Below are 22339 nucleotides of genomic sequence, written 5' to 3' on the forward strand. Positions count from 1 at the left end.
ACACCGGCGAGGCGGTCAGGCGGCCGGAGCCTCGTGGTCCAGCAGCCAGCGCTTGGTGTCGGTGCCCCAGCGAAACCCGCCGAGCCCGCCGCCGATGCGCAGCACCCGGTGGCACGGCACGAACAGCGCCGCGGCGTTGCGGGCGCACGCGGCGGCCGCCGGCCGCACCGCCGCCGGCCTGCCGGCCAGCGCGGCGAACTCCGTGTAGGTCACCGGCCGGCCCGGCGGCACCTTGCGCAGCACCCGCCAGGCGTGCTCCAGGAACTCCCCGGAGCGCTGGCGGACCTCGATGGCGTCCACCGCGTCCCACTCACCGGCGTGGTAGGCGCGCACCGCCCTGGTGACCGGCCCCAGGTCGGGAACCTCGCGGGCCTCGCCGCGCCGCAGCGCGGGGGCGACCTGGGGCAGCAGCGCGTCCACCGACGCCGTCCAGCCCGAGGCGAGCACCGCGCCGTCGGCGTCCACCACCGCGGTGAACGGGCCGATCGGCGTGTCCACAGTGGACCACTGGGAAGTCATGCCGTCCTCCTTGCATTGATTTTGGTGCCCGCGCGCCACAGGTGCATGCCCGCGTATGACCGCCACGGGCGCCAGGTGCGGCCCCGGTCCGCGAGCCGGTGCGGGTCGCCGGGCAGGCCGAGCGCGGTACCGCCGCGGCGCATCGCGGCGTCGCTGGCCAGCAGCACGTCGGGCGCGCCGAGCACGCGCATCACCACGTACTGCGCGGTCCACGGGCCGATGCCGGGGAACGTCTCCAACTCCGCGGCCAGGTCCTCAGCGGTGCGGCCGACGTGGACCTGCAGGCCGCCCTGGGCCAGCGCGGCGCTCACCTCGAGCACCGTGCGGATCCGCCGGACCGGGCCGGTGAGCACCTCGGCGCCCCGCTCGGCGACCGCGGCCGGGGTGGGAAACAACGTGGTCAGCCCGCCGTCCGGGGTGGTGAGCTGGTCGCCGAGCGCGGCGACCAGCGCGGCCGCGGCGGTGCGCGCGGCAGCCACCGAGACCTGCTGGCCGAGCACGGCCCGCAGCACGGTCTCCGCCCCGTCTACGCTGCCCGGCAACCGGATGCCCGGCGTGGCGGCGACCGACCCGGCCAGCGCCGGGTCGGCGGCCAGCAACTCGTCCACCGCGCACGGGTCGGCGTCCAGGTCGAGCAGCCGGCGTAGCCGGGCCACCGCGGCGCCCAGATCGCGCTGGTCGGCCAGGTGCAGGGTGGCCTGCACGTGGCCGTCCCGGGGGATCAGGCGCGCGGTGGCCGCCCCGTGCGGCAGGCGCAGCGTGCGGGCGTAACCGCCGTCGGCCACCTCCTCGACCCCGGGCACCGCGCGGGCGGCGAGGAAGGTGAGCAGGCCCTCGGCGTCCAGCGGCGGCCGGTAGGGCAACCGCAGCGTGATCCGGCCCGCCGCGGGTGCCGGCTGGTCCGCCCGCCGGCGGGCCGCGGCGCGCAACTCCGACGGGTTCGCGGCGTACACCTCGCGGATCGTGTCGTTGAACTGCCGCACGCTGGCGAACCCGGCGGCGAACGCGATGTCGGCGAACGACAGGTCCGTCGTCTCCACCAGCACCCTGGCGGCCTGCGCGCGGTGTGCCCTGGCCAGAGCGAGCGGTCCGGCGCCGAGTTCCTGGGTGAGCACCCGGGTCAGGTGCCGCTCGGAGTAGCCCAGCCGGCGGGCCAGCCCGGGCACGCCCTCCCGCTCCACCAGGCCGTCGGCGATCAGGCGCATGGCCCGGCCGGCGAGGTCGGCGCGCAGGTTCCACTCCGGGGAGCCGGGCACCGCGTCCGGCAGGCAGCGCCGGCACGCCCGGTACCCGGCGGACTGTGCCGCGGCCGCGGTGGGGAAGAACTCCACGTTGCGCCGCTTCGGCGTGACCGCCGGGCAGGACGGCCGGCAGTAGATCCCGGTGGTGCGCACCGCCGTGACGAAGCAGCCGTCGAACCGGGTGTCGCGGGCGGCGACGGCCCGGTAGGCATGTTCCGTGTCAACCAGCACGTCACCGATGCTGCCAGCCGGAACGCGGTAGGGCCGGCGGAAATCGGACATGACCGTGGAGTGTCCGGCCCGGGCCGGCGGCCGTGTGCGGGCCGGCCGCGAGCCCACCTAGACTGGCTCGTCGTGAGCCTTACCCTCGGCATCGTGGGGCTGCCCAACGTGGGCAAGTCCACCCTGTTCAACGCGCTGACCCGGAACGACGTCGTGGCCGCGAACTACCCGTTCGCCACGATCGAGCCCAACGTCGGCGTGGTGCCGCTGCCCGACCCGCGGCTGGACACGCTCGCCGAGATGTTCTCCGCCGCGCGGACGGTGCCCGCGACGGTGTCCTTCGTGGACATCGCCGGGCTGGTCAAGGGCGCCTCCGAGGGTGCGGGGCTGGGTAACAAGTTCCTCGCCAACATCCGCGAGGCGAACGCCATCTGCCAGGTCATCCGGGTGTTCGACGACCCGGATGTGGTGCACGTCGACGGCGAGATCAACCCGTCCAGCGACATCGAGACGATCAACACCGAGCTGATCCTCGCCGACCTGCAGACCCTGGACCGCGCGCTGTCCCGGCTGGAGAAGGAGGCGCGCACCCACAAGGACCGGCGGCCGGCGCTGGACGCCGCGCAGGCCGCCCGCGCGGTGCTCGACTCCGGCCGCACGCTGTTCTCCGCGGACCTCGCCGGGGAAGCCCTCTCCGAGCTGCGCGAGCTGAACCTGCTCACCACCAAGCCGTTCCTGTACGTGTTCAACGCCGACGAGGCGGTGCTGACCAGCGAGGCGCGGATGAAGGAGCTGCGCGAGCTGGTTGCCCCCGCCGACGCGGTGTTCCTGGACGCCAAGGTCGAGGCCGAACTTCTGGAGCTGGACGAGGACTCGGCGCGCGAACTGCTGGAGACGATCGGCCAGCCCGAGCCCGGCCTGCACGCGCTGGCCCGCGCCGGTTTCCACACCCTCGGCCTGCAGACCTTCCTCACCGCCGGACCCAAGGAGGCCAGGGCGTGGACCATCCGAAAGGGCTGGACCGCGCCGCAGGCCGCCGGCGTGATCCACACCGACTTCGAGCGCGGCTTCATCAAGGCCGAGGTGGTGCACTACGCCGACCTCGTCGAGGCCGGGTCGATGGCGGCGGCCCGGGCGGCCGGCAAGGTCCGCATGGAGGGCAAGGACTACGTCATGGCCGACGGCGACGTGGTCGAATTCCGCTTCAATGTCTGACCGCTCGCCGTGGTTTCGCGCTCGATCACGCTGTTCGTGCTCGCCGCCGGGCTGGAGATCGGCGGAGCCTGGCTGGTATGGCAGGGCGTGCGCGAGCACCGGGGCTGGTGGTGGGTTGGCGCCGGGATCGTCGCGCTCGGGTTGTACGGGTTCGTGGCGACGCTGCAGCCGGACGCACACTTCGGCCGGGTCCTGGCCGCGTACGGCGGGGTGTTCGTCGCCGGCTCGCTGGCCTGGGGCGTGCTGGTGGACGGCTACCGGCCGGACCGTTTCGACGTGCTGGGCGTGCTGGTCTGTCTGACCGGGGTCGCGATGATCATGTACGCCCCGCGGGGGTGAGACTCCCCGCCGTCGGCAGGGCCCGCGCCGGAACGACGCGGGCCCAGTTGTTCTGCGGGATCAGTGGTACAGGTAACGGCTGCGCGCGGTGTACCAGAGCACGGCGCCCGCCGTGCCCAGCATGGCGATGCCGGCGAGCCCACCGACCAGGACGTCACGGTCCGGGAGCAGCGTGCGGGTGGCCACGGCGTGCCTGGTCGCGGTGTTGCTGGCGTGACCGGTGGCGGTGGCGGACGGAGCCGCCGGAGTGGTGCTGGCGTAGGCCGGCGACGCGCCGAACAGCGCCGCGCCGAACAGCACCGCCACCAGCAGGCCGAGCACGGCGGCCAGGGTGACGACGCGGCGCGAGCGCGGAGCGTCGGCTGCGGCGACGACCTCGGTGTTGATCACAGGACCCCCTTCTGGCATGGTGAACTGGCTTCACGTTGTTCATCAGGTTCCGACGTGTGGATGTTTCTTCAGGTGTGGCAGTTCACGCCGGAAGCCGTTGGCTGGCCAGCGCAAGCCCCGCGCACAGCGCGGTCGCCAGTAGCAGCGGCCATCCGGGACGCACCGAAACCAACGCGGCGCCGAGCGCGGCTCCGCACACCATCAACAGCAGGGCGAGCACGCGTCGCGGCCAGCGCGGTCCGGTGCCACCGGCGAGGGGGGACTCCGCGACCAGACCTGTGATCATCATAGTCACAACTGTGGTGTTCAGGTCCGCCACACCAGACATCCGGGCGAGCGCCGTCTGCAGGCCCATGGCGAGAGCGAGCAGCATGGTGATCGCCAGCCGGGCGGCCAGCGTTCCGGCACCCGCCAGCATCGTGACCAGCGTCGCGGCGGCCAGCAGCCCGGCCTCCACGCCCAGCCCGGCACCGAACAACCTCTGGTGGTAGCCAGGAGCGGCGCGGCGGATCCGGTGCGCCACCTGCCCCCCGAGCAGTGCGCCGGCGAGGAACGAGGCGAGGGCGACCGCGGTGCCCGGCGTGGAGCTACCGCGATAGCCACCGATTCCGAAGCCGAGCAACACCACGTTGCCGGTCATGTTGGCGGTGAACACCCGGTCCAGCCCCACATAGCTGACCCCGTCCACCACTCCGGCGACCGCGGTGAGTGTGAGCATCACGACCACCACGTGCGGTGACTCGCGCCGTTCGGTCATGATCTCAGACGCTAGGCTGGCCAGCGCCAGCGCGCGATCGGAGCTGGGCGCGCCCGGTCGCCGTGCGCGGGCGGTTGGAAAGCGTCAACTCTGGGCGAGGGCCTCCACCACCCCGTCGATCTCCTCGGCGAGGGACACGTCGGCCTGGGTGATGCCGCCCTTCGAGTGGGTGGTGCACCGGAAGACCAGGGTGCGCCACCGGATGTCGATGTCCGGGTGATGGTTGTTGTTCTCGGCGATCTCGGCCACCCGGTTCACGACCTGGATAGCGCGCGGGAAGCTGGGCAGTTCCACGCTACGCACCAGGGCCGCGCCCTCGCGATCCCAACCGGACAGTCCGCGTAGCGCCTCGACAATCTGCTCGTCGCTCAACGTGTCGGCCATGTGTCCATGGTGGTCCCTCGCCGGGCTGGGCGGCTACCCGGGCTGACGGTCCACAGCGGACGCCGGCCCACCCGCCCGCCGCGTCGGCCGGCGGATGGGCCGTGCTTGCGGGGCCGAGTCCGGTCAGCCGTCCTTGGTGACCACGCGGGCGAGGGTCACCGAGAGGCCGATGAGCAGGTAGCACCCGGCACGCCATACGCCGTCCAGCAGGCCCGTGGTCGGCATCGGGTCGCGCAGCACGTCCAGGATCGAGGGCCACCCCTCGGTCAGCAGGAACGGCTGCAGCCAGTCCAGCGACGGGATCGAGCTGAGCACGCCGAACACGATCGCACCGGCCAGTGTGACGGCCATCACCACCAGCGGGTGCTCGGTGAAGGCGGACACCGCGAGCGCCACCGCCGCGACCGCCCACACCTGCACCGTGGCCCACAGCGTGGCCACCAGCACCCGGACCAGTGCGCTGCCCAGCGACACCGAGGTGCCGGAGAAGGTGACCATGCCGTGCGAGCCGACCAGCACCAGGCCGGTGACCACGCCGACCACCGCGATCACCGTGGCGGCGGTGAGCACCACGGCGGCCACACCGAACGCCTTGATCCCCACCAGCCGCACCCGGCTCACCGGGGCGATCAGCAGTGCACGCAGGGTGCCGTGCGCCGCCTCGCCGGCCAACGCGTCCGCCGCGGACATCGCGCCCACCAGCGGCAGCAGCAGCGCCAGGCACACCGACAGCGCGATCACCGGAAGCATCAGTCCGTTGCCGGCGATCGAGGTGAACACGCCGTCGCTGCCCGGCGCCCGCGCCTGGCCGCGATCGGCGACCAGCACGCCGATCGCCACCACGATCGGCACCAGCCCGAGCAGCGCCAGCGAGACGATGGTGCGCGGACGGCGCAACACCCAGGTCACCTCGGACCACAGCATCCGGCCCAGCGGGGCCTGGACCGCCCGGGGTGTCGCCGGTGTGTCGCCAGCGGCCACCGCCGCGGTATCCGTTGCCACGGTCATCGCAGGGCCCCTTTCCGCGGGTTTGCACGCCCACGATCCCGTCGGCAGAGCAGGTCTCGCGTGCGTGTGGCGTGCCGCGGGAGAGTGCCCCGCCTCCGTGATCGTGCGGCCTGGCGGCCGGAGTGTGCGCTGCGGTCGTCTCGGATGCTGTGACCTGCCGGGATCATCGCAAGGCCTCCTCGACGTCCAGGCTGTCCCGCGCACCGGCGAACGTCTCCGACTCGCCCGGATCCGCCTCGGTGAGCTGGGTGAACAGCTCCTCCAGGCCGGTTCGCTGGCGCCGTGCCTCGTGCACCGCCACGCCGGCCCGCACCAGCACCTCCAGCACCGCCGGTGCTGCCGTACCGGTCAGTTCCACCCGGACGCCACCCTCCCACGGCCGGGTCGAGATGCCGCCGGCGCGCAGCGCCTCCACCGCGCGGTCGACGTCCGGAGTGGACACCAGCAGCGCGGGGGTGCTCGCCTCCAGCAAGTCGGCCAGTTCGCCCTGGGCCACCACTGTTCCCCGGTGCAGCACGGCCACGTGCGTGCAGGTCGCCTCGACCTCGGCGAGCAGGTGCGAGGACACCAGCACGGTGGTGCCGCCGCGGTGCAGGTCCGCGATTACCTGCCGCACCTCCCGGGTGCCGGCCGGGTCGAGCCCGTTGGTGGGCTCGTCGAGCACCACCAGCCGGCGGGGAACCAGCAGCGCGGCGGCCAGTCCCAGCCGCTGCTTCATGCCCAGCGAGTACCCCCGGTAGGTGCGGTTGGCCGCGTCCGCCAGCCCGACCCGCTCCAGAGCGTCGTCCACAGCGGTGCTGATCGACCCGGTGGCCAGCAGCGGCTCGGCTGCGGCGCACCGGCGCAGGTTGTCCCGCCCGGACAGGAACGGGTGGAAGCCCGGACCCTCGACCAGCGCACCGACCTGGGGCAGTGCGCGGGCCGCGCCGTCCGGCAGCGGGTGGCCGAGCAACTCCACGGTTCCTGTGGTGGGGCGAACCAGGCCGAGCAGCATTCGGATGGTGGTCGTCTTGCCGGAGCCGTTCGGCCCGAGCATGCCGAGCACGGCGCCCTGCGGCACGTCGAGATCGACCCGGTCCACGGCGACGGTCTTCCGGTAGACCTTGCGCAACCCTCGGGTGCGTGCGGCGAGCGGCGGCGCCGGGGTGGCGGAGGCCTGCGGCTCCGCCACCCCGATCGTGCCCGGCGTGGTCACTTCGCCTGACCGATCGCCTCGGTGAGCACCTGCGCCGGCACCGCGCCGACGGCGACCCGGCCGTCCGATGTCACCAGCGCTGTGCCGACCTTCGTACTGAACAGCCAGCCCGAGCCCCACGGCCCACTTGTCGGGGTGCCGAACCGCTGCACCAGCGCCATCGGGTCCTCGCTGCTGCGGCCATGCCGGTCGTTGGATGTGCCCGGCCGCGATGTGACCGGCCGCGACGTGCCCGGCTGCGCCTGGGCGGGCAGCCGGCCGATCAGCACGCTGTCCCAGCCGTCGCCCACGACGGTCGGCCGGCTCGACTGCCCGGCCTTCTCGTGGTCACCCTGCGGCTGCTCGTCGGAGTTCCGCACCGTCGCCCCGGGCGGCGGGGTGAACCGGAACAGCTTCGGGTCCTGCGGGCCGATCGTGAGCTGGGTGAATCCGACCTGCAGGGCCGGGTCGGATGACCCGTTGGCGAACACGCTGAGCCGCACCGGGATCCGGGTCTCGGAGTCGGCCGCGACGCGCACCTCGCGCAGCAGTGTCCGCTCGGTGGGCTTGGGCGTGAGCACCAGGTCGTACACCGGGCGGCCGGCCACCCAGTCCGTGCCGTCGACGCTCACCGTGCTGGTCTTCTCCACCGTGGCGAGCATCTGCTGGGCCGCGGACGCCGGGTCCGTGGCGTTCGGCAGCACGCCCTCGTGCTTGTCCTTCGGCTTGGCCGGCTCCGCGTGCTGCGGCGACCTGGTCACCGTCCTGGTGGTCGAGTCCCACTGCCAGAGTGTGCTGCCGTCGTCGACGTAGACCTTCTCGCCGTTGTTCTGCGGCAGTGAGAGCCGGCCCCGGCGCTGGCCGTCGGTCCACACCCGCGCCTCGGTGGTGCCGTCGGCGGCCTGCGGGAGACCGGGCAGCGCCGGCAGCCCGAGCTTGTTGACCACCTGCACCGTGCCGTTCATCGCGGTCGGCTTCGCGGTGAGCACCGACTGCACCAGTTGTTCCGGGCTCGTCGGCGGCAGCGACGGCGCCGGGCCGGCCCCCGCCGGCATCGCCAGCACTCCCAGACCCACCACGCCGGCGACGGTGCCGGCCGCCGCCGCGGCCAGTGCCGTCCTTCTCCGGTTCATGCGTCCTCCTTCTCGGCCGCGAGTCTGCGCGCCCACCATCCCGTGGGCAGGGCCCGGCTCGCGGGCGACGTCGGCTTGCTGCGCAGGGGCGCCCTGCCTCCGTGATCGTGCGGCCTGGCGGCCGGGATGCGCTCCGTGGTCGCTTCCGTGGCGCGGCCTGACGCGATCATTGACGCTCCTTTTCCCGCCCCTTGCGTACGTGACCGCGATCTCCGTGTCACGCGCCTCCGAGCCTGCTCCCCGGCACCTGAGACAACGCTGAGAGCCGAACACGGCGCTTACCGAGCTGAGAGTGCGCTGAGAGCTGTGCCGTTCTGTCGGTCGGCGGCGGCATGCTGGCCGCATGATTCCGCGGGTGCTCGTCGTGGACGACGAGATGGGCGTGCGCAGGGCCCTGGAGAAGGGGCTGGGCGCCGAGGGCATGGACGTGGTCACCGCCGCAGACGGCCACAGCGCGCTGCGTGCCGCGTTGACCGGCGCGTTCGACGTCGTGCTGCTCGACGTGATGCTGCCCGGCCTGTCCGGTTACCGCGTGCTGGAACGCATGCGGGCCGAGGGCGTCCACACACCCGTGCTGCTGGTCTCCGCGAAGGACGGCGAGTTCGACCAGGCCGACGGGCTGGACCTGGGCGCGGACGGCTACCTGGTCAAGCCGTTCTCGTTCGTGGTGCTCGTCGCGCAGGTGCGCGCGCTGCTTCGGCGGGGCTCGGCCGACGTCTCCGCGCGCCGGCTGCGCGTCGGTGACCTGGTCGTGGACCGGGCCACCAGGGAGGTCCGGTGGGCCGGCGAGGCCGTGCCGCTCAGTCCCCGCGAGTACGCCGTGCTCAACGTGCTGGCCGGCCGCGCCGGCTCGGTGGTGACCAAGGACGAGCTGCTGCGCGCGGTGTGGGGCGACGAGCAGGCCGCCACCCGCAACGCGGTCGAGGTGTATGTCGGATACCTGCGGCGCAAGCTGGAGGCGGTCGGCGCGGACGAGGTGGTCCGCACCGTCCGCGGCCACGGGTACCTCGCGTCCACATCCGAGCTGGACGCGGCCGTGGGGCGTTCGCCGCACCCGGCCGTGCTGTCACCGGACCCCGGCGGTCCGCCGTGATCCGCCTGCTGCGCAGGCCGAGGGAGTGGTGGCTGCGCCGGACGCTGCGGTTCCGCGTCACGCTGGTGGCCACCGGTGTGGCAGTGCTCAGCCTGCTCGCGCTCGCCCGGCTGACCGAGGGATTGGTGGGCACGCTGCTGGTGGACGCGGCCGACAGCGAGCTGCGCGGCGTGCTGGCCACCGCGACGTCGGCGGTCACCGCTGGTCGCGCTCCCGCCCCACCGCGCACGGGCGTCGAGCTCCGGGTGCTCGACTCGGCCGGTGATCCGCTGGACGGCCGCCCACCGCCGCGGCTTTCCGCCCCCGACATCCGCCACCTCAAGGCTGGCGAGGGCGTGCTGTACCTCGGCGAGGACCCGCCTCGCCGGTGGGTGGCCGAGGTGGTGTCCGCGCCGGACGGCACCCAGCGGCTGATCGCCGCCGGCGCCGACCTGATCGGCTACGTGGTCACCCTGCAGCGAAGCACCCGCTGGCTGGTGGGCGCCGCCCTGCTTGGCGGGCTCGCCGTCGGCGTCGCCACCTGGTTCGTGGTCAGCTGGTCGCTCTACCCGGTGGAGCGCATGCGGGCCGCCGCCGGGGCGCTGCCACCCGGACGGCGACTGCCCGTGCCGGCCGCCAAGGACGAGCTGCGGGCGCTGGCCGAGGCGCTGAACAACCTGCTGGCCCGGCGGGACGACGCCACCGAGCGGCTGCGCCGGTTCACCGGGGACGCCGCGCACGAGTTGCGCTCCCCGATTGCCTCCATCCGGGCGCAGACCGAGGTCGCCGTCGCGCACCCCGATCCGGAGTTCAGCCAGGAGGTCCTCAAGGCCGTGGTGGAGGAGTCGCAGCGGATGTCCACACTGGTGGATCACCTGCTCGTGCTGGCCAGGTCGGACGCGGGTGAGCTGCCGCCGGCCGAGCCGGTCGACCTGGTCGTCGCCGCCGAGGCGGCCGTCGGCCGGCTGCCGCCCGGCCCGCCCCGGGTCGTGCTGGACGCGCCCACCTCGACCGCGTGGGCGCTGGCCAGCCGCGGCGACGCCACCCTGGTGCTGGACAACCTGCTACGCAACGCGGTCCGCCATGCCCGCGCGCTGGTCCGGGTGGCCGTGCTGCCGGCCGGGCGGCAGGTGCGGCTGGTCGTGGACGACGACGGGCCGGGGGTGCCGGCCGAGCACCGCACCCGGGTGTTCGACCGGTTCTACCGGGTGCAGGACGACCGCGGCCGGGCCACCGGCGGCTTCGGGCTCGGGCTGGCGCTGGTCGCCGAGGTGGTCCGGCGTCGGAGGGGGACGGTTCGGGTCGGCGACTCACCGGAGGGAGGTGCTCGCTTCGAGGTGCGCTGGCGTGCCGCCTGCTGAGCCACCGGCACCACCGGTCACCGGGCCGACCGGCGGTGCGCCGGTGCTCGCCGCGGCCCTGCGCGACAGTGGGCCCCTGGGTGGCACGGGCCCCTGCGTGCACGGCGGGATGTGGCAAGCGGCTGGCGTGGTGCGGGCTGGCGTGGCACGCGGCTGGTGTGGTGCGGGGCTGGTGTGGTGCGGGGCTGGTGTGGTGCGGGGCTGGTGTGGTGCGGGGCTGGTGTGGTGCGGGGCGCCGGCGGGCATGTCGCGGCGGGCGGGCAGGATCGTCCGGGTGACCACGCTGCGCGACACCGTGTTCGTGCCGGCGTCCGCCCGGGCCGTGGCGGCCGCCGCGCTGGACGCCGAGCTCTTCGCTGGCAGCGCAGCCCGGGCCGGCTGCTGGGTGCGCCGCACCCGGGGCGCCGGCCGCGTGCTCGCGGTCGGCGACGAGCTGCGGCTTTCCCTGCCGGTCGCGCCGCGCGGGCCGCGGGTGCCGATCCCGCTGCGGGTCGTGCGCGCAGGTACGGCGGGCTTCGCGGTCACCGCCATCGGTGGTCCGCTGCGCACGTTCGAGCTGTGCACGGAGTTGGTGGAGACGGCGGGCGGCGTGCTGGCGGCCGGTACGGTGCGCTTCCTCGTCACGGGTGGCCCGTCCGGTGCGCTCGCTGGCCGGCTGCTGCGCCGACCGGTGCGGCGCCTGCTCGCTGCCCGGACCGCGGCGCTCCGCGACGGTGCGCCGCGCTGGGCATCCGCGCCGGTCGTGGTCGGCGCCGCGATCGTGCGGGACGGCTGGCTTCTCGCCCAGCAGCGCCGCTATCCGCGGCGCGACGCGGGCCGCTGGGAGCTGCCGGGTGGCCGGGTGGAGGACGGAGAGCCGGACGCGGCCGCGCTGACCCGTGAGTGCCGCGAGGAACTCGGGGTTGACGTGTGGATCGGCGGTCCGGTCGGGCCGGACCTGCCGCTACCCGGCGACCTGCTGCTGCGGGTGTATGCCGCCGAGGTGGTGGGCGCGGCGGAACCGGCCGCCCTGGAACACCGGGCTGTGCGCTGGGTGACCGCCGGTGAGCTGGCCGAGCTGGATTGGCTGGACGCCGACCGCGCGCTCCTCCCGGCGCTTCGCGCGTTACTGCGCTGAGGCCCTGCCACCAGCGCACGCCGCCCACCGGACGGCCCAGCGATGCCTCCGGACCGGCCGGCGGTGCCCGCCACCGGCCGGCGGTGCCCGCGACCCTCCTGGCCGGCGGCGCCGACCACCCGGACGGCGGCGGCCGGTGCCGGCCGGCGGTCCGCGGCTCGGTCCGAGCCGTCTGGGGCGCCGCCGTGCCGGGGTACGGAGCCGTCACCGGGCCGGGCCGGGACCACCGACCGTCGACGGCGCGCGGGCCGCCGGGTCTACCGTCGAGACATGTACGTCGTACTGCTGACCTACACGGCGCCGCCGGCGGATATCGACCGCGCGCTGCCCGACCACGTCGACTGGCTGACCAGGCAGTACGAGGCCGGCTACTTCCTGGTGTCCGGGCGCCGCAACCCGAGGACCGGTGGGGTGATCGTCGCCCGGCCGATGTCCCGGATGAAGCTGGACGCCATTCTGGCCACCGATCCGTTCGCCATGGGGGAGCTCGCCCGGTACGAGGTGATCGAGTTCCGGGCCACCAGGACCGCACCCGAACTGGCCACGCTACGGGAGCCGCTGTCCGAGACACCGTCCTGACGGCCCCCGTCCGGCGCGTGACGAACACCGACGGGCCGTGCGCGCGGAAACAAGGCGGCACCGCAGTACATCTGGCGCCGCGGTACATCTGGCGCCGCAGTACCCCGGCTGCCGCGATGCGCCAGCCGTCGCGATGCGCCAGCCGCCGCAGGCCGTCGCCCTCTTTAGGTGAGGTCCAGGTCACCGGGCCCGCCGTCCGGAAAGCGGCCGGATACGGACCGTCGCCGGTTAGGCTGTGTCCGGCCGCGAGTGTGGCCGTCCCCAGCCTTTCGCCAGCACCCAGGAGCCTTCGCGTGCCCACGGCCACCGCGCTCGCCACTACCCCGCCCGGCACTGTCAGAACCGACCTGCGCAACGTCGCGATCGTCGCGCACGTCGACCACGGCAAGACCACGCTGGTCGACGCCATGCTGCGGCAGTCGGGGGCGTTCTCCGCCCGCGCCGAGCCGATAGACCGGGTGCTCGACTCGGGCGACCTGGAACGCGAGAAGGGCATCACCATCCTCGCCAAGAACACCGCGGTACGCCGGCGGACACCGGACGGCCCGGTGACCATCAACGTGGTGGACACCCCCGGCCACGCCGACTTCGGCGGCGAGGTGGAGCGCGGACTGTCCATGGTGGACGGTGTGCTGCTGCTGGTGGACGCGAGCGAGGGCCCGCTGCCGCAGACCCGCTTCGTGCTCCGCAAGGCGCTCGCCGCCGCGCTGCCGGTGGTGCTCGTGGTGAACAAGGTGGACCGGCCGGACGCGCGGATCTCCGAGGTCGTCGACGAGACCCAGGACCTGCTGCTCGACCTGGCCACCGAGGTCGGCGCGGACGACTCCGTGCTCGACCTGCCGGTGCTGTACGCGTCGGCGCGTGCCGGGCGGGCCAGCCCGCACCAGCCCGCGGACGGCGAACTGCCCGACTCGGACAACCTCGACCCGCTGTTCGACGTGCTGCTGTCGCACGTGCCCGCGCCCACCGGCGACCCGGACGCGCCGCTGCAGGCGCTGGTCACCAACCTCGACTCGTCCAGCTTCCTGGGCCGGATCGCGCTGTGCCGGCTGCACGCCGGCCGGCTGCGCAAGGGGCAGACGGTGGGCTGGTGCCGGGCCGACGGCACGGTGGAACGGGTCCGGATCACCGAGCTGATGATGACCGAGGCACTGGAGCGGGTCGCCGCCGAGCAGGCCGAGGCCGGTGACCTGGTCGCCATCGCCGGTATCCCGGACATCACCATCGGTGACACCCTCGCCGACCCGGACGAGCCGGTCCCGCTGCCGCGGATCACCGTGGACGAGCCGGCCATCTCGATGACCATCGGGATCAACACCTCGCCGCTGGCCGGCAGGGGTGGCGGCACCAAACTGACCGCCCGGCTGCTGAAGAGCCGGCTGGACGCGGAGCTGGTCGGCAACGTGAGCATCCGGGTGCTGCCCGCCGACCGCCCGGACACCTGGGAGGTGCAGGGCCGCGGCGAGCTGGCCTTGGCCGTGCTGGTGGAGACCATGCGGCGGGAGGGCTTCGAGCTGACTGTGGGCAAGCCGGACGTGGTGACCAGGACGATCGACGGCACGCTGTGCGAACCGTTCGAGCGGCTCACCGTGGACGTGCCCGAGGAGTACCTCGGCGCGGTCACCCAGTTGCTGGCCGGGCGCAAGGGACGCATGGAGCACATGGGCGGCCACGGCACCGGCCGGGTGCGGCTGGAGTACGTGATCCCGGCGCGCGGGCTGATCGGCTTCCGCACCGAGTTCCTCACCGAGACCAGGGGCGCCGGCATCGCGCACCATGTGTTCGAGGGCTACCAGCCGTGGGCGGGCGAGCTGCGCACCCGCCGCAGCGGTTCGCTGGTCGCCGACCGCGCGGGCAGCGCGACCAGCTACGCGCTGCTCCAGCTCGCCGACCGGGGCACCTTCTTCGTGGCGCCCGGTGCCGAGGTCTACGAGGGCATGGTGGTTGGCGAGAACCCGCGCGCGGAGGACCTCGAGGTCAACATCTGCCGGGAGAAGAAGCTCACCAACATGCGTTCGTCCACAGCGGACGAGCTGGAGCGGTTGGCCCGGCCGCGCAGGCTCGGTCTGGAGGAGGCGCTGGAGTTCTGCGCGGTGGACGAGTGTGTCGAGGTGGCCCCCACGGTCATCCGGGTGCGTAAGGTCACCCTGGAGGGCGCGCAGCGGGCCAAGGAACGTTCCAGGGCCAGGGCCCGCGACCGGGCACGTTGACCGCGGCGGAGATGATCGGCCGCTGAGCGGGCGGCGGAACCATCCCGGCCCGTCGGACGTCACCCCAGCGGGGCGGCGAAGGGGAACCGTGCGCGGCCGCCCCGGGACGTTCTGGCACGCTCGGTGCGGCGCCGCGCGGGACGCGCGACGCCGCTGGATGCGCGAAGACGGTGAGGAGGTCTCAGGCGTGGCCTGGTGGGCCCGGCGTGGTGCCTCCCGGCTGATCCCGCTGCTGCTGGCCGGGATCGCCGGGCTGACCGGGTGCGCCAGCACACCGCCGCCACCGCCGCTGGTCAACCCCAAGACCACCACCACGACACCCCGGCCGGTGGACACCGCCGAGGTGATCGTCGGCGTGGACGGCGTCACCGGCGGCTACAACCCGCACACCCTCGCCGACCAGTCCGCCACCACGACCGCGCTGTCCGACCTGATGCTGCCCTCGGTGTTCCGCCCGGCCGCCGACGGCTCGCCGCGGCTCGACCGGACGTTGATGGTCTCCGCCGAGGTGACCAGTGCCGAGCCGTACACGGTCACCTACACCATCCGCCGGGAGGCGTCCTGGTCGGACTACGCGCCGATCGCCGCCGAGGACTTCGTCTACCTGTGGCAGCAGATGCGCAGCCAGCCGGGCGTGGTCGACCCGGCCGGCTACCGGCTGATCTCCGACATCAGCTCCCGGGACGGCGGCAAGACCGTGGTGGTCACCTTCAGCAAGCCCTACCCCGGGTGGCGTTCGCTGTTCGGCAACCTGCTGCCAGCGCACCTGCTCAAGGACGCGCCCGGCGGCTGGACCAGCGCGCTCGCGGAAAACTTCCCGGCCACCGGCGGCCCGTTCGCGATCAAGCAGCTGGACCGGGACCGCGGTGAGATCACGCTGGAACGCAACGACCGATGGTGGGACCGGCCGGCCGCGCTGGACCGGATCGTGCTGCGCAAGTCCGACGCGCCCGGCATGGTGGCCGCGCTGCGCAGCGGCGACGACCAGGTCGCCCTGCTCCGCGCGGACGGCGCGACCGACGCGCTGCTGCACCAGCTTGCCGGCGTGGTGCAACTCGACACGGTGCCGCGGGGCGACCTGGTGCAACTGCTGCTCCGGCCGGCGAGCCCCCGGCTGGCCGATGCGCGGGTGCGCGGCGCGGTGGCCGCGGCCCTGGACCGGGACTCGCTGATCGCCGCCGGCACCGGCAACGGCCCGGCCGCGCGCCTTCGCGCCGACGCGCACGTGCTGCCGCCGTCCCGGCCGGGCTACGCGCCGACCATGCCCAGCGGCGGTGCGCCGGCCCATCCCGATCCGGCCACCGTGGACCGGCTGCTCACTGAGGCCGGCTACACCAGGCTGGCCGGCGCCTGGATGCGGGACGGCCGGCCGCTCAGCCTGGTGATCGGCGCGCCCGCGGACCGCCCGCAACTGGTCGACCTCGCCGGCCAGGTACAGCGCCAGCTCACCGCGGCGGGCATCGACGCCAAGGTCGCCACGCCGAGCCCGGACCAGCTCTACGACACCTCGCTGGCCGGCGCCGCGGCGGCCAGCGGTGCCGCGCCGGACGGCGGGGTGGACATCGCGGTAGTGCCGGAACCGGTCGGGGGTGACCCGGCCACCGTGCTCGCCTCCCAGTTCGGCTGCCCGCCGCCCACCCCGGACGGCGCCAAGCCGCTGCCCGGCAACCCGGCCGGGTTCTGCGACCCCACCATCCAACCGGCCATCGACGGCGCGCTGACCGGGCGGCTACCGCTGCCCGACGCCCTGGCCGCGGTGGAGCCGGTGCTCTGGCAGCAGTCGGTGGCCATCCCGCTGTTCCAGCCCGCCGACGAGTTGGCGGTGCGGTCGGAGGTGTCCGGCCCCACGGCGGGAGCACCGTTCACCGGCCCGTTCGGTAACGCCTCGGTCTGGCAGCGGGCGAAACACTGACAGCCTGTTCCGGAACGGGACGGACCTGCGATGACGAGCACGGGAACGCGCCGGGGCGAAGCCCCGATCGCGGGGGCGGGGTGCCCTGTCAGGCATGACTGGAGTGTCATGTCCCTGCCGTGCCCCGGCGACGCGATCGCGGCGCGCGTTCAGGAACAGGCACTGACGCCTGTTGCGGAATCGACGTACCGGCGATGACCAGCCCGCGATCGCTGCGGTGAGCGTGCCGGAACGGGCAGGCGAGCACCGGGCACGCGGGAAACGGGTCCTCGGATGTGGCGACCGCCGCACCGGACCGCGCAAGCGCTCCGGACCGGTCACCGTCTGACCGTCTTTTTTTGCCCGTTCATCACACCTTCCTTCACAGTATTCTGGTTGTTCGGTTGACGAACGCTCCCGGCCGGTAACCGGGAGGTTGCGCTCCGCTACCGCCTTGTCACCCTTTGGTCACGATCGCTCTTCTCCCGATGACCGCGCAGCCACCCGCTTTCTACGTTTCCGGGGGCAGCGCGCGTGTCCGTCGAAGGCTCACGTGGCGTGCGACAGATTCCGGGTGGACGCCGGTCCGACCAGTCGGCGCCCGCCCTGTGCTAGGAGGGCACGTGTTGATGAGGAGATCCAAGGCATTCGCCGGGTTCGCCCTGTCCGCGGCGGCCGCGCTCGCGCTGAGCGCGTGCGGCGGTGGCGGCGGTGGCGGCAACGGCGCTCCGACCGGCGACGTCAAGAGTTGGGCGACAGCGCAGGGGGAGAAGAACGGCGCGTACTCGGCCCCCCAGGTGCCGCAGAGCAACGACACCATCAGCGTGATCACGGACAAGCCGTGGAATTCCTACAACAACGGCACGGCTGACGCGTCCAACAGCTACAACAGCTTCATCAACGTCGCCACGCTGCAGTCGCCGTTCATGCTGGACGGCAACAACAAGGTGATCCTGAACAAGGACCTGATGGACTCGGTCGAGGTCACCAACCAGAACCCGCAGACCATCGTCTGGAAGATCAACCCCAAGGCGGTGTGGTCGGACGGCGTGCCCGTCGACTGCAAGGACTTCTACCTCGCGTGGCTGTCCAACAACGGCGCGGCCAAGGACTTCAGCACCGCGTCGACCACCGGCTACGAGCAGATGCAGGCGCCCACCTGCTCCGACAACGGTAAGACGGTGACCACGGTGTTCACCTCGCCGTTCTCGGACTGGAAGTCGCTGTTCGACATCACCTCGAACAACCTGCTGCCGGCGCACATCGTCGAGCAGAAGACCGGGATCGCCGACATCACCAAGCTGACCCCGACCAGCCCGCCGGACCAGCTCAAGAAGGCCGCCGACTTCTGGAACAATGGCTGGAAGGGATTCGACAAGTCGATCGACCTCTCGGACGGGCCGTACGTGATCGACGGCTGGGTGCAGAACCAGTCGATCACTCTGGTGCGCAACCCCAAGTGGTGGGGCAACCCCGGTGGCCCGGCCAAGATCACCGTGAAGTGGGCGCGTGACCTGGTCGCCCAGGCCCAGGCGCTGCAGAACAACGAGGTGCAGGTCCAGTTCTCCGCGCAGCCGGACGCCAACGGCTCGGACAAGTTGAAGAGCCTGTCCTCGCAGGGCGTGACCTACGCGGCCACCCCGGGCCTGTCCTTCGAGCACCTCGACCTGAACTTCAAGAACCCGCTGTTCCAGGACGAGGCGGTGCGGAAGGCGTTCTTCCAGTGCGTCAACCGCAACGAACTGGTGGACAAGCTGATCAAGCCGATCGAGTCGGACGCGAAGCCGGCCGGCGCCCTGATGTTCTTCCCAGGTGAGCAGGGCCTTCCGGACAACTACTCGGACAAGTCCACCGGCAACGCCAACCAGGCCAAGCAGACCCTGCAGGCGGCCGGCTGGCAGTTCGGGCCGGACGGCGTGGCCACCAAGAACGGCCAGCGGCTGGCCTTCTCGATCAGCCACACCGACATCCCGCGCCGGACCCAGACCGTGCAGCTCATCCAGAGCGAGTGCAAGGCGGCCGGGTTCGACATCGCCGACAAGACCGACCCGAACTTCCTGAACGGCCCGGTCAGCGCCGGCCAGTACGACGTGGCGCTGTTCGCCTGGTCGCAGGCTCCGTTCAAGTCCTCGTCCATCTCGGTGTACAAGACCGGCGGCGGGCAGAACTGGCAGGGCCTGACCGCGCCAGCGGCGGACCAGGCGTTCACCCAGGCGCTGGCGCAGACCAGCCAGGAAGCCGCAATCCCGTACTATCAGCAGGCGGAGAAGGCGATCTCGGAGACCTACGGCACCCTCCCGCTGTTCAACACGCCGAACCAGTGGGCCTTCGCGCAGGGCATGAAGGGGGTCTACTACCAGTCGTACAACGGCGCCCTGTGGGACGCCAACGAGTGGCAGAAGACGTCCTGACAGTCATGGGGTGACGGGGTTGACGGTTCGCCCCGCGACCGCCCGTGAGGTCACCCGTCCGTGGCGGGCCGGGGGGGACCAGTCCCGGCCCACCCGGCCCGCCACCGGGCGCCCGCCGAGGTACGTTGTCCTGCCGAAGCGGGAGACCGCTCCATCACGGGTCGGGGTGGTACCGCACCCCGCCCGAGGTCGGTCCCGTCCACCCGCAACGGGACCTGGTAGGAGAATGATCCGTGTTTCGCTACGTCATCCGCCGCCTGCTGATATCCATTCCCATCCTGCTGGTGGGGACCTTCGCGGCGTTCGTGCTGGTCGCGAGTTCGGGCGATCCGGTGGCCGCGCTGGCGTCCAAGCCGGGCGTGACCAAGGAGGTCGTGGAGAACGCGCGGCACGCGCTGGGGCTGGACCAGAACATCTTCGTCCGGTACTGGCAGTGGCTCATCCACTTCGTCCGCGGTGACTGGGGCGTCAGCCTCGCCCTCGGCCAGGCGCAGGCCAGCGTGTTCGACGTGGTCACCCAGTCGCTGTGGGTGACCGTCCGGCTGGTGGTCGGCGCGGAGATCATCGCGCTGATCCTGGGCGTCGCGGTGGGCGTGCTCGCCGCGGTGCGCCAGTACTCGATCTTCGACTACATCGCCACCAGCGCGGCGTTCCTCATGTTCTCCATGCCGATCTTCTGCGTCGCCATCGTGCTGAAGAACTACGGCATCCAGTTCAACAACGTGCTGGTGTCGTGGGGGCTGAAGCGCTGGCTGACCACGGCCGGCCCGCCCACCGGCGGCTTCTCCGGCTCGGTCGGCAACCAGATCGTCCAGTACACCGGCACCTTCCTGCTGCCGACGCTGAGCATCATGTTGATCAGCTTCGCCGCCTACAGCCGGTTCCAGCGGGCGTCGATGCTGGAGACGATGGGCATGGACTACGTGCGGACGGCGCGGGCGAAGGGCCTGTCCCAGGGGCGGGTCATCTTCCGGCACGCCTTCCGCAACGCGCTCATCCCGGTGACCACGTACTTCTCGCTGAACTTCGGTGCCGCGTTCACCGGGGCCATCGTCACCGAGACCGTGTTCGGCTGGCACGGCATGGGCACCGTGCTCATCGACGCCGTGACCCAGTACGACCCCAACATGCTGATGGGGTTCCTGGTGGTCACCGCCACCCTGATCATCGTGTTCAACCTGATAGCCGACATCATGTACGGCTTCCTTGACCCGAGGATCCGCCTTGGCTAGCCCGCTCATGTCGTCCCCGGAGACGACCGCCGTCGAGTCCCACGGGCCGCAGCCCGGGGAGGTCGGCCGGCACGACTTCGACACGAAGGCCCGCAAGCAGAGCCGAGTGATCCTCGGCCGGTTCCTGCGGCACCGGCTGGCGATGGCCAGCCTCAGCGTGCTCGTGCTGCTGGTGGTGCTCGCCTTCGTGGTGCCGGCCTTCTGGAAGTACACCTTCTGGGACACCTCCAGCGGCGGCTACCTGAAGCCCAGCCCCGACCACCCGATGGGCACCAATCAGGTCGGCAACGACATGTTCGCCCAGGTGCTCCGGGGCACCCAACTGTCCCTGCTGATCGCGTTCGTGGTGGCGATCGTGTCCACCGCGATCGGCGTCGTCCTCGGCGCGCTGTCCGGATACCTGCGCGGCATCATGGACACCGGGTTGATGCGGCTGGCCGACCTGTTCCTGATCTTCCCGCAGATCGCCGCGGCCGCGCTGCTGGTGAACCGGCTCGGCGGTAGCTGGTACATGGTGGCGCTCGTGCTGGCGCTGTGGAACTGGATGCAGATCGCCCGGATCACCCGGGGCGAGACGCTGTCCCTCGCCCAGCGCGAGTACATCGAGGCGTCCCGGGCGGCCGGCGCGGGCACCGGGCACATCATCTTCCGGCACCTGGTGCCGAACATGATCGGCACCATCACGGTGAACGCCACGCTGACCATCGCGCTGGCCGTGCTCCAGGAGGCGGCGCTGTCCTTCATCGGACTCGGCGTGCACATCCCGGACACCTCGCTCGGCCTGATCCTCAACACGAACTACTCGCAGATCCTGGAGCGGCCGTGGCTGTTCTGGTGGCCGTTCGTGATCATCGTGTTGATCTCGCTGTGCGTGAACTTCATCGGTGACGGCCTGCGCGACGCGTTCGACCCCCGACAGACGAAGGTGCGTGCCTGATGGCGGAGACAGTGACCCGGCCGGCCTCCGGCAGCGCGCCCACGGAAGACTCCGACGTGCTGCTGCGGGTGGAGAACCTGTCCGTGGATTTCCCCACCGACGACGGCGTGGTGCACGCGGTGCGCAACGTGTCGTTCACCCTGCGCCCGAGGGACGTGCTGGGCATCGTCGGCGAGTCCGGCTCCGGCAAGTCCGTCTCCTCGATGGCGGTCATGGGCCTGCTGCCCAGGACGGCGCGGATCACCGGCTCCATCCGCTACCGAGGCCGGGAACTGGTGGGGCTGTCCTACAAGCAGATGCGGTCGCTGCGCGGCAACTCCATCGCCATGATCTTCCAGGACCCGATGACGTCGCTCAACCCGGTTTTCTCGGTGGGCTGGCAGCTCGCCGAGGCGTACCGGGCGCACCACGACGTGTCCAGGAAGGCGGCGTGGACAAAGGCCGTGGAGGCGCTGGAACTGGTCGGCATCCCGCAGCCGGACCGCAGGGCCGCGCAGTACCCGCACGAGTTCTCCGGCGGCATGCGGCAGCGCGCGGTGATCGCCATGTCGATCATCAACGATCCCGACGTGATCATCGCGGACGAGCCCACCACCGCCCTGGACGTCACCGTGCAGGCGCAGATCCTGGACACCCTGCTGCGCATCCGGGACGAGATGGACTCGGCCATCGTAATGATCACCCACGACCTCGGCGTGGTGGCCGGCATGGTCAACCGGGTGCAGGTGATGTACGGCGGGACCGTGGTGGAGTCCGGGCCGGTCGACGAGGTGTTCGACCTGCCCCGGATGCCCTACACGGTCGGCCTGCTCGGCTCGATTCCCAACCCCAGCCTGGTGGGCAAGCGGCTCACCCCGATCAAGGGCGCGCCCCCGTCGCTGGTCAACCTGCCGCCGGGCTGCCCGTTCTCGCCGCGCTGCCCGCTGGTGGTCGACAGGTGCCGCGAGGTCGAGCCCGAACTGCTGGAAACCGACCGGGCCGGGCACTTCGCCCGCTGCCATCGCTCCGACCACCTGGCCACCATCGAAGCGCCGTCCCGCCTGTTCGCCCACCAGGAGATCACCGTGGACGAGGCGGACACCTCCGCGGACGGCGACGCCGAGGAAGAGGAGGCTTCATGAGCCGCCTCACGGTCGCGCGCACACTC

The 22339-nt window shown here is 72.3% G+C and carries 20 protein-coding genes; 12 read left to right on the forward strand and 8 right to left on the reverse strand.

The annotated features are described in order from the left end of the window. Window positions 1-15 precede the first annotated feature (15 nt). Window positions 16-519 (reverse strand): methylated-DNA--[protein]-cysteine S-methyltransferase, encoded by a 504-nt coding sequence (locus tag FFT21_RS07790; RefSeq protein ID WP_137813089.1) that lies wholly within the window; start codon window positions 517-519, stop codon window positions 16-18. Continuing rightward, entirely contained in the window at window positions 516-2042 is a 1527-nt protein-coding gene (locus FFT21_RS07795) for an AlkA N-terminal domain-containing protein (RefSeq protein ID WP_137813090.1), read from the reverse strand. Before FFT21_RS07795 ends, FFT21_RS07790 begins: the two co-directional genes overlap by 4 nt. A gap of 72 nt (window positions 2043-2114) precedes the next feature. On the opposite strand from FFT21_RS07795, the gene ychF reads away from it, so the two are divergent. Together ychF and FFT21_RS07805 are read left to right on the forward strand one after the other, a co-directional pair. Continuing rightward, window positions 2115-3197 (forward strand): redox-regulated ATPase YchF, encoded by a 1083-nt coding sequence (gene ychF, locus FFT21_RS07800; RefSeq protein ID WP_137813091.1) that lies wholly within the window; start codon window positions 2115-2117, stop codon window positions 3195-3197. Window positions 3198-3206: 9 nt separating this feature from the next. Beyond that, on the forward strand, window positions 3207-3536 hold the full coding sequence (locus tag FFT21_RS07805) for a YnfA family protein (RefSeq protein ID WP_137813092.1): 330 nt from the start codon (window positions 3207-3209) through the stop codon (window positions 3534-3536). A gap of 60 nt (window positions 3537-3596) precedes the next feature. Here FFT21_RS07805 and FFT21_RS07810 read toward each other — a convergent pair whose 3' ends face one another. The 6 genes from FFT21_RS07810 to FFT21_RS07835 form a co-directional block, all read right to left on the reverse strand. After that, on the reverse strand, window positions 3597-3926 hold the full coding sequence (locus FFT21_RS07810; RefSeq protein WP_137813093.1) for a hypothetical protein: 330 nt from the start codon (window positions 3924-3926) through the stop codon (window positions 3597-3599). A gap of 82 nt (window positions 3927-4008) precedes the next feature. Next, a complete protein-coding gene (locus FFT21_RS07815) occupies window positions 4009-4683 on the reverse strand; it encodes a YoaK family protein (RefSeq protein ID WP_137813094.1) in 675 nt (224 codons plus the stop codon). Window positions 4684-4767: 84 nt separating this feature from the next. Beyond that, window positions 4768-5067, reverse strand: coding sequence for a 4a-hydroxytetrahydrobiopterin dehydratase (locus FFT21_RS07820; RefSeq protein WP_137813095.1), 300 nt, complete (start codon window positions 5065-5067; stop codon window positions 4768-4770). A 123-nt stretch (window positions 5068-5190) separates the two neighbouring features. After that, window positions 5191-6075: an ABC transporter permease subunit gene (locus tag FFT21_RS07825; protein WP_137813096.1), complete on the reverse strand. Its 885-nt coding sequence runs from the start codon at window positions 6073-6075 to the stop codon at window positions 5191-5193. A 163-nt stretch (window positions 6076-6238) separates the two neighbouring features. After that, window positions 6239-7252, reverse strand: coding sequence for an ABC transporter ATP-binding protein (locus FFT21_RS07830; RefSeq protein WP_137813202.1), 1014 nt, complete (start codon window positions 7250-7252; stop codon window positions 6239-6241). 14 nt (window positions 7253-7266) lie between these two features. Continuing rightward, on the reverse strand, window positions 7267-8382 hold the full coding sequence (locus FFT21_RS07835; RefSeq protein ID WP_137813097.1) for a LolA family protein: 1116 nt from the start codon (window positions 8380-8382) through the stop codon (window positions 7267-7269). A gap of 343 nt (window positions 8383-8725) precedes the next feature. Between FFT21_RS07835 and FFT21_RS07840 the strand changes: the two genes are divergently transcribed. The 10 genes from FFT21_RS07840 to FFT21_RS07885 all read left to right on the forward strand — a co-directional run bounded on the left by FFT21_RS07840 (window position 8726) and on the right by FFT21_RS07885 (window position 22313). Next, complete coding sequence (locus FFT21_RS07840) at window positions 8726-9475, forward strand: response regulator transcription factor (protein WP_137813098.1); 750 nt, start codon at window positions 8726-8728, stop codon at window positions 9473-9475. Continuing rightward, entirely contained in the window at window positions 9472-10815 is a 1344-nt protein-coding gene (locus FFT21_RS07845) for a sensor histidine kinase (protein ID WP_137813099.1), read from the forward strand. The genes FFT21_RS07840 and FFT21_RS07845 overlap by 4 nt, the downstream gene beginning before the upstream one ends. 274 nt (window positions 10816-11089) lie before the next feature. Then, a complete protein-coding gene (locus FFT21_RS07850; RefSeq protein ID WP_225978189.1) occupies window positions 11090-11932 on the forward strand; it encodes a (deoxy)nucleoside triphosphate pyrophosphohydrolase in 843 nt (280 codons plus the stop codon). Window positions 11933-12202: 270 nt separating this feature from the next. After that, complete coding sequence (locus FFT21_RS07855; RefSeq protein WP_137813101.1) at window positions 12203-12511, forward strand: YciI family protein; 309 nt, start codon at window positions 12203-12205, stop codon at window positions 12509-12511. A gap of 293 nt (window positions 12512-12804) precedes the next feature. Beyond that, window positions 12805-14721 carry a translational GTPase TypA gene (typA, locus tag FFT21_RS07860; RefSeq protein ID WP_137813102.1) on the forward strand — a complete coding sequence of 639 codons (1917 nt, stop codon included), beginning with the start codon at window positions 12805-12807 and terminating at the stop codon, window positions 14719-14721. Window positions 14722-14908: 187 nt separating this feature from the next. Further along, complete coding sequence (locus FFT21_RS07865; RefSeq protein WP_225978190.1) at window positions 14909-16633, forward strand: ABC transporter family substrate-binding protein; 1725 nt, start codon at window positions 14909-14911, stop codon at window positions 16631-16633. Window positions 16634-17241: 608 nt separating this feature from the next. Further along, window positions 17242-19023: an ABC transporter family substrate-binding protein gene (locus tag FFT21_RS07870; protein WP_137813203.1), complete on the forward strand. Its 1782-nt coding sequence runs from the start codon at window positions 17242-17244 to the stop codon at window positions 19021-19023. Window positions 19024-19256: 233 nt separating this feature from the next. Next, the gene (locus tag FFT21_RS07875) at window positions 19257-20255 is read left to right on the forward strand and encodes an ABC transporter permease (RefSeq protein WP_137813104.1); all 999 of its coding nucleotides are present in this window, start codon (window positions 19257-19259) and stop codon (window positions 20253-20255) included. Beyond that, entirely contained in the window at window positions 20248-21192 is a 945-nt protein-coding gene (locus FFT21_RS07880; RefSeq protein WP_225978191.1) for an ABC transporter permease, read from the forward strand. Before FFT21_RS07875 ends, FFT21_RS07880 begins: the two co-directional genes overlap by 8 nt. Beyond that, window positions 21192-22313, forward strand: coding sequence for an ABC transporter ATP-binding protein (locus tag FFT21_RS07885; protein WP_137813105.1), 1122 nt, complete (start codon window positions 21192-21194; stop codon window positions 22311-22313). The genes FFT21_RS07880 and FFT21_RS07885 overlap by 1 nt, the downstream gene beginning before the upstream one ends. Window positions 22314-22339: the final 26 nt, after the last annotated feature.

The organism is Gandjariella thermophila (genome assembly GCF_005405885.1).
Classification (GTDB): Bacteria; Actinomycetota; Actinomycetes; order Mycobacteriales; family Pseudonocardiaceae; genus Gandjariella; species Gandjariella thermophila.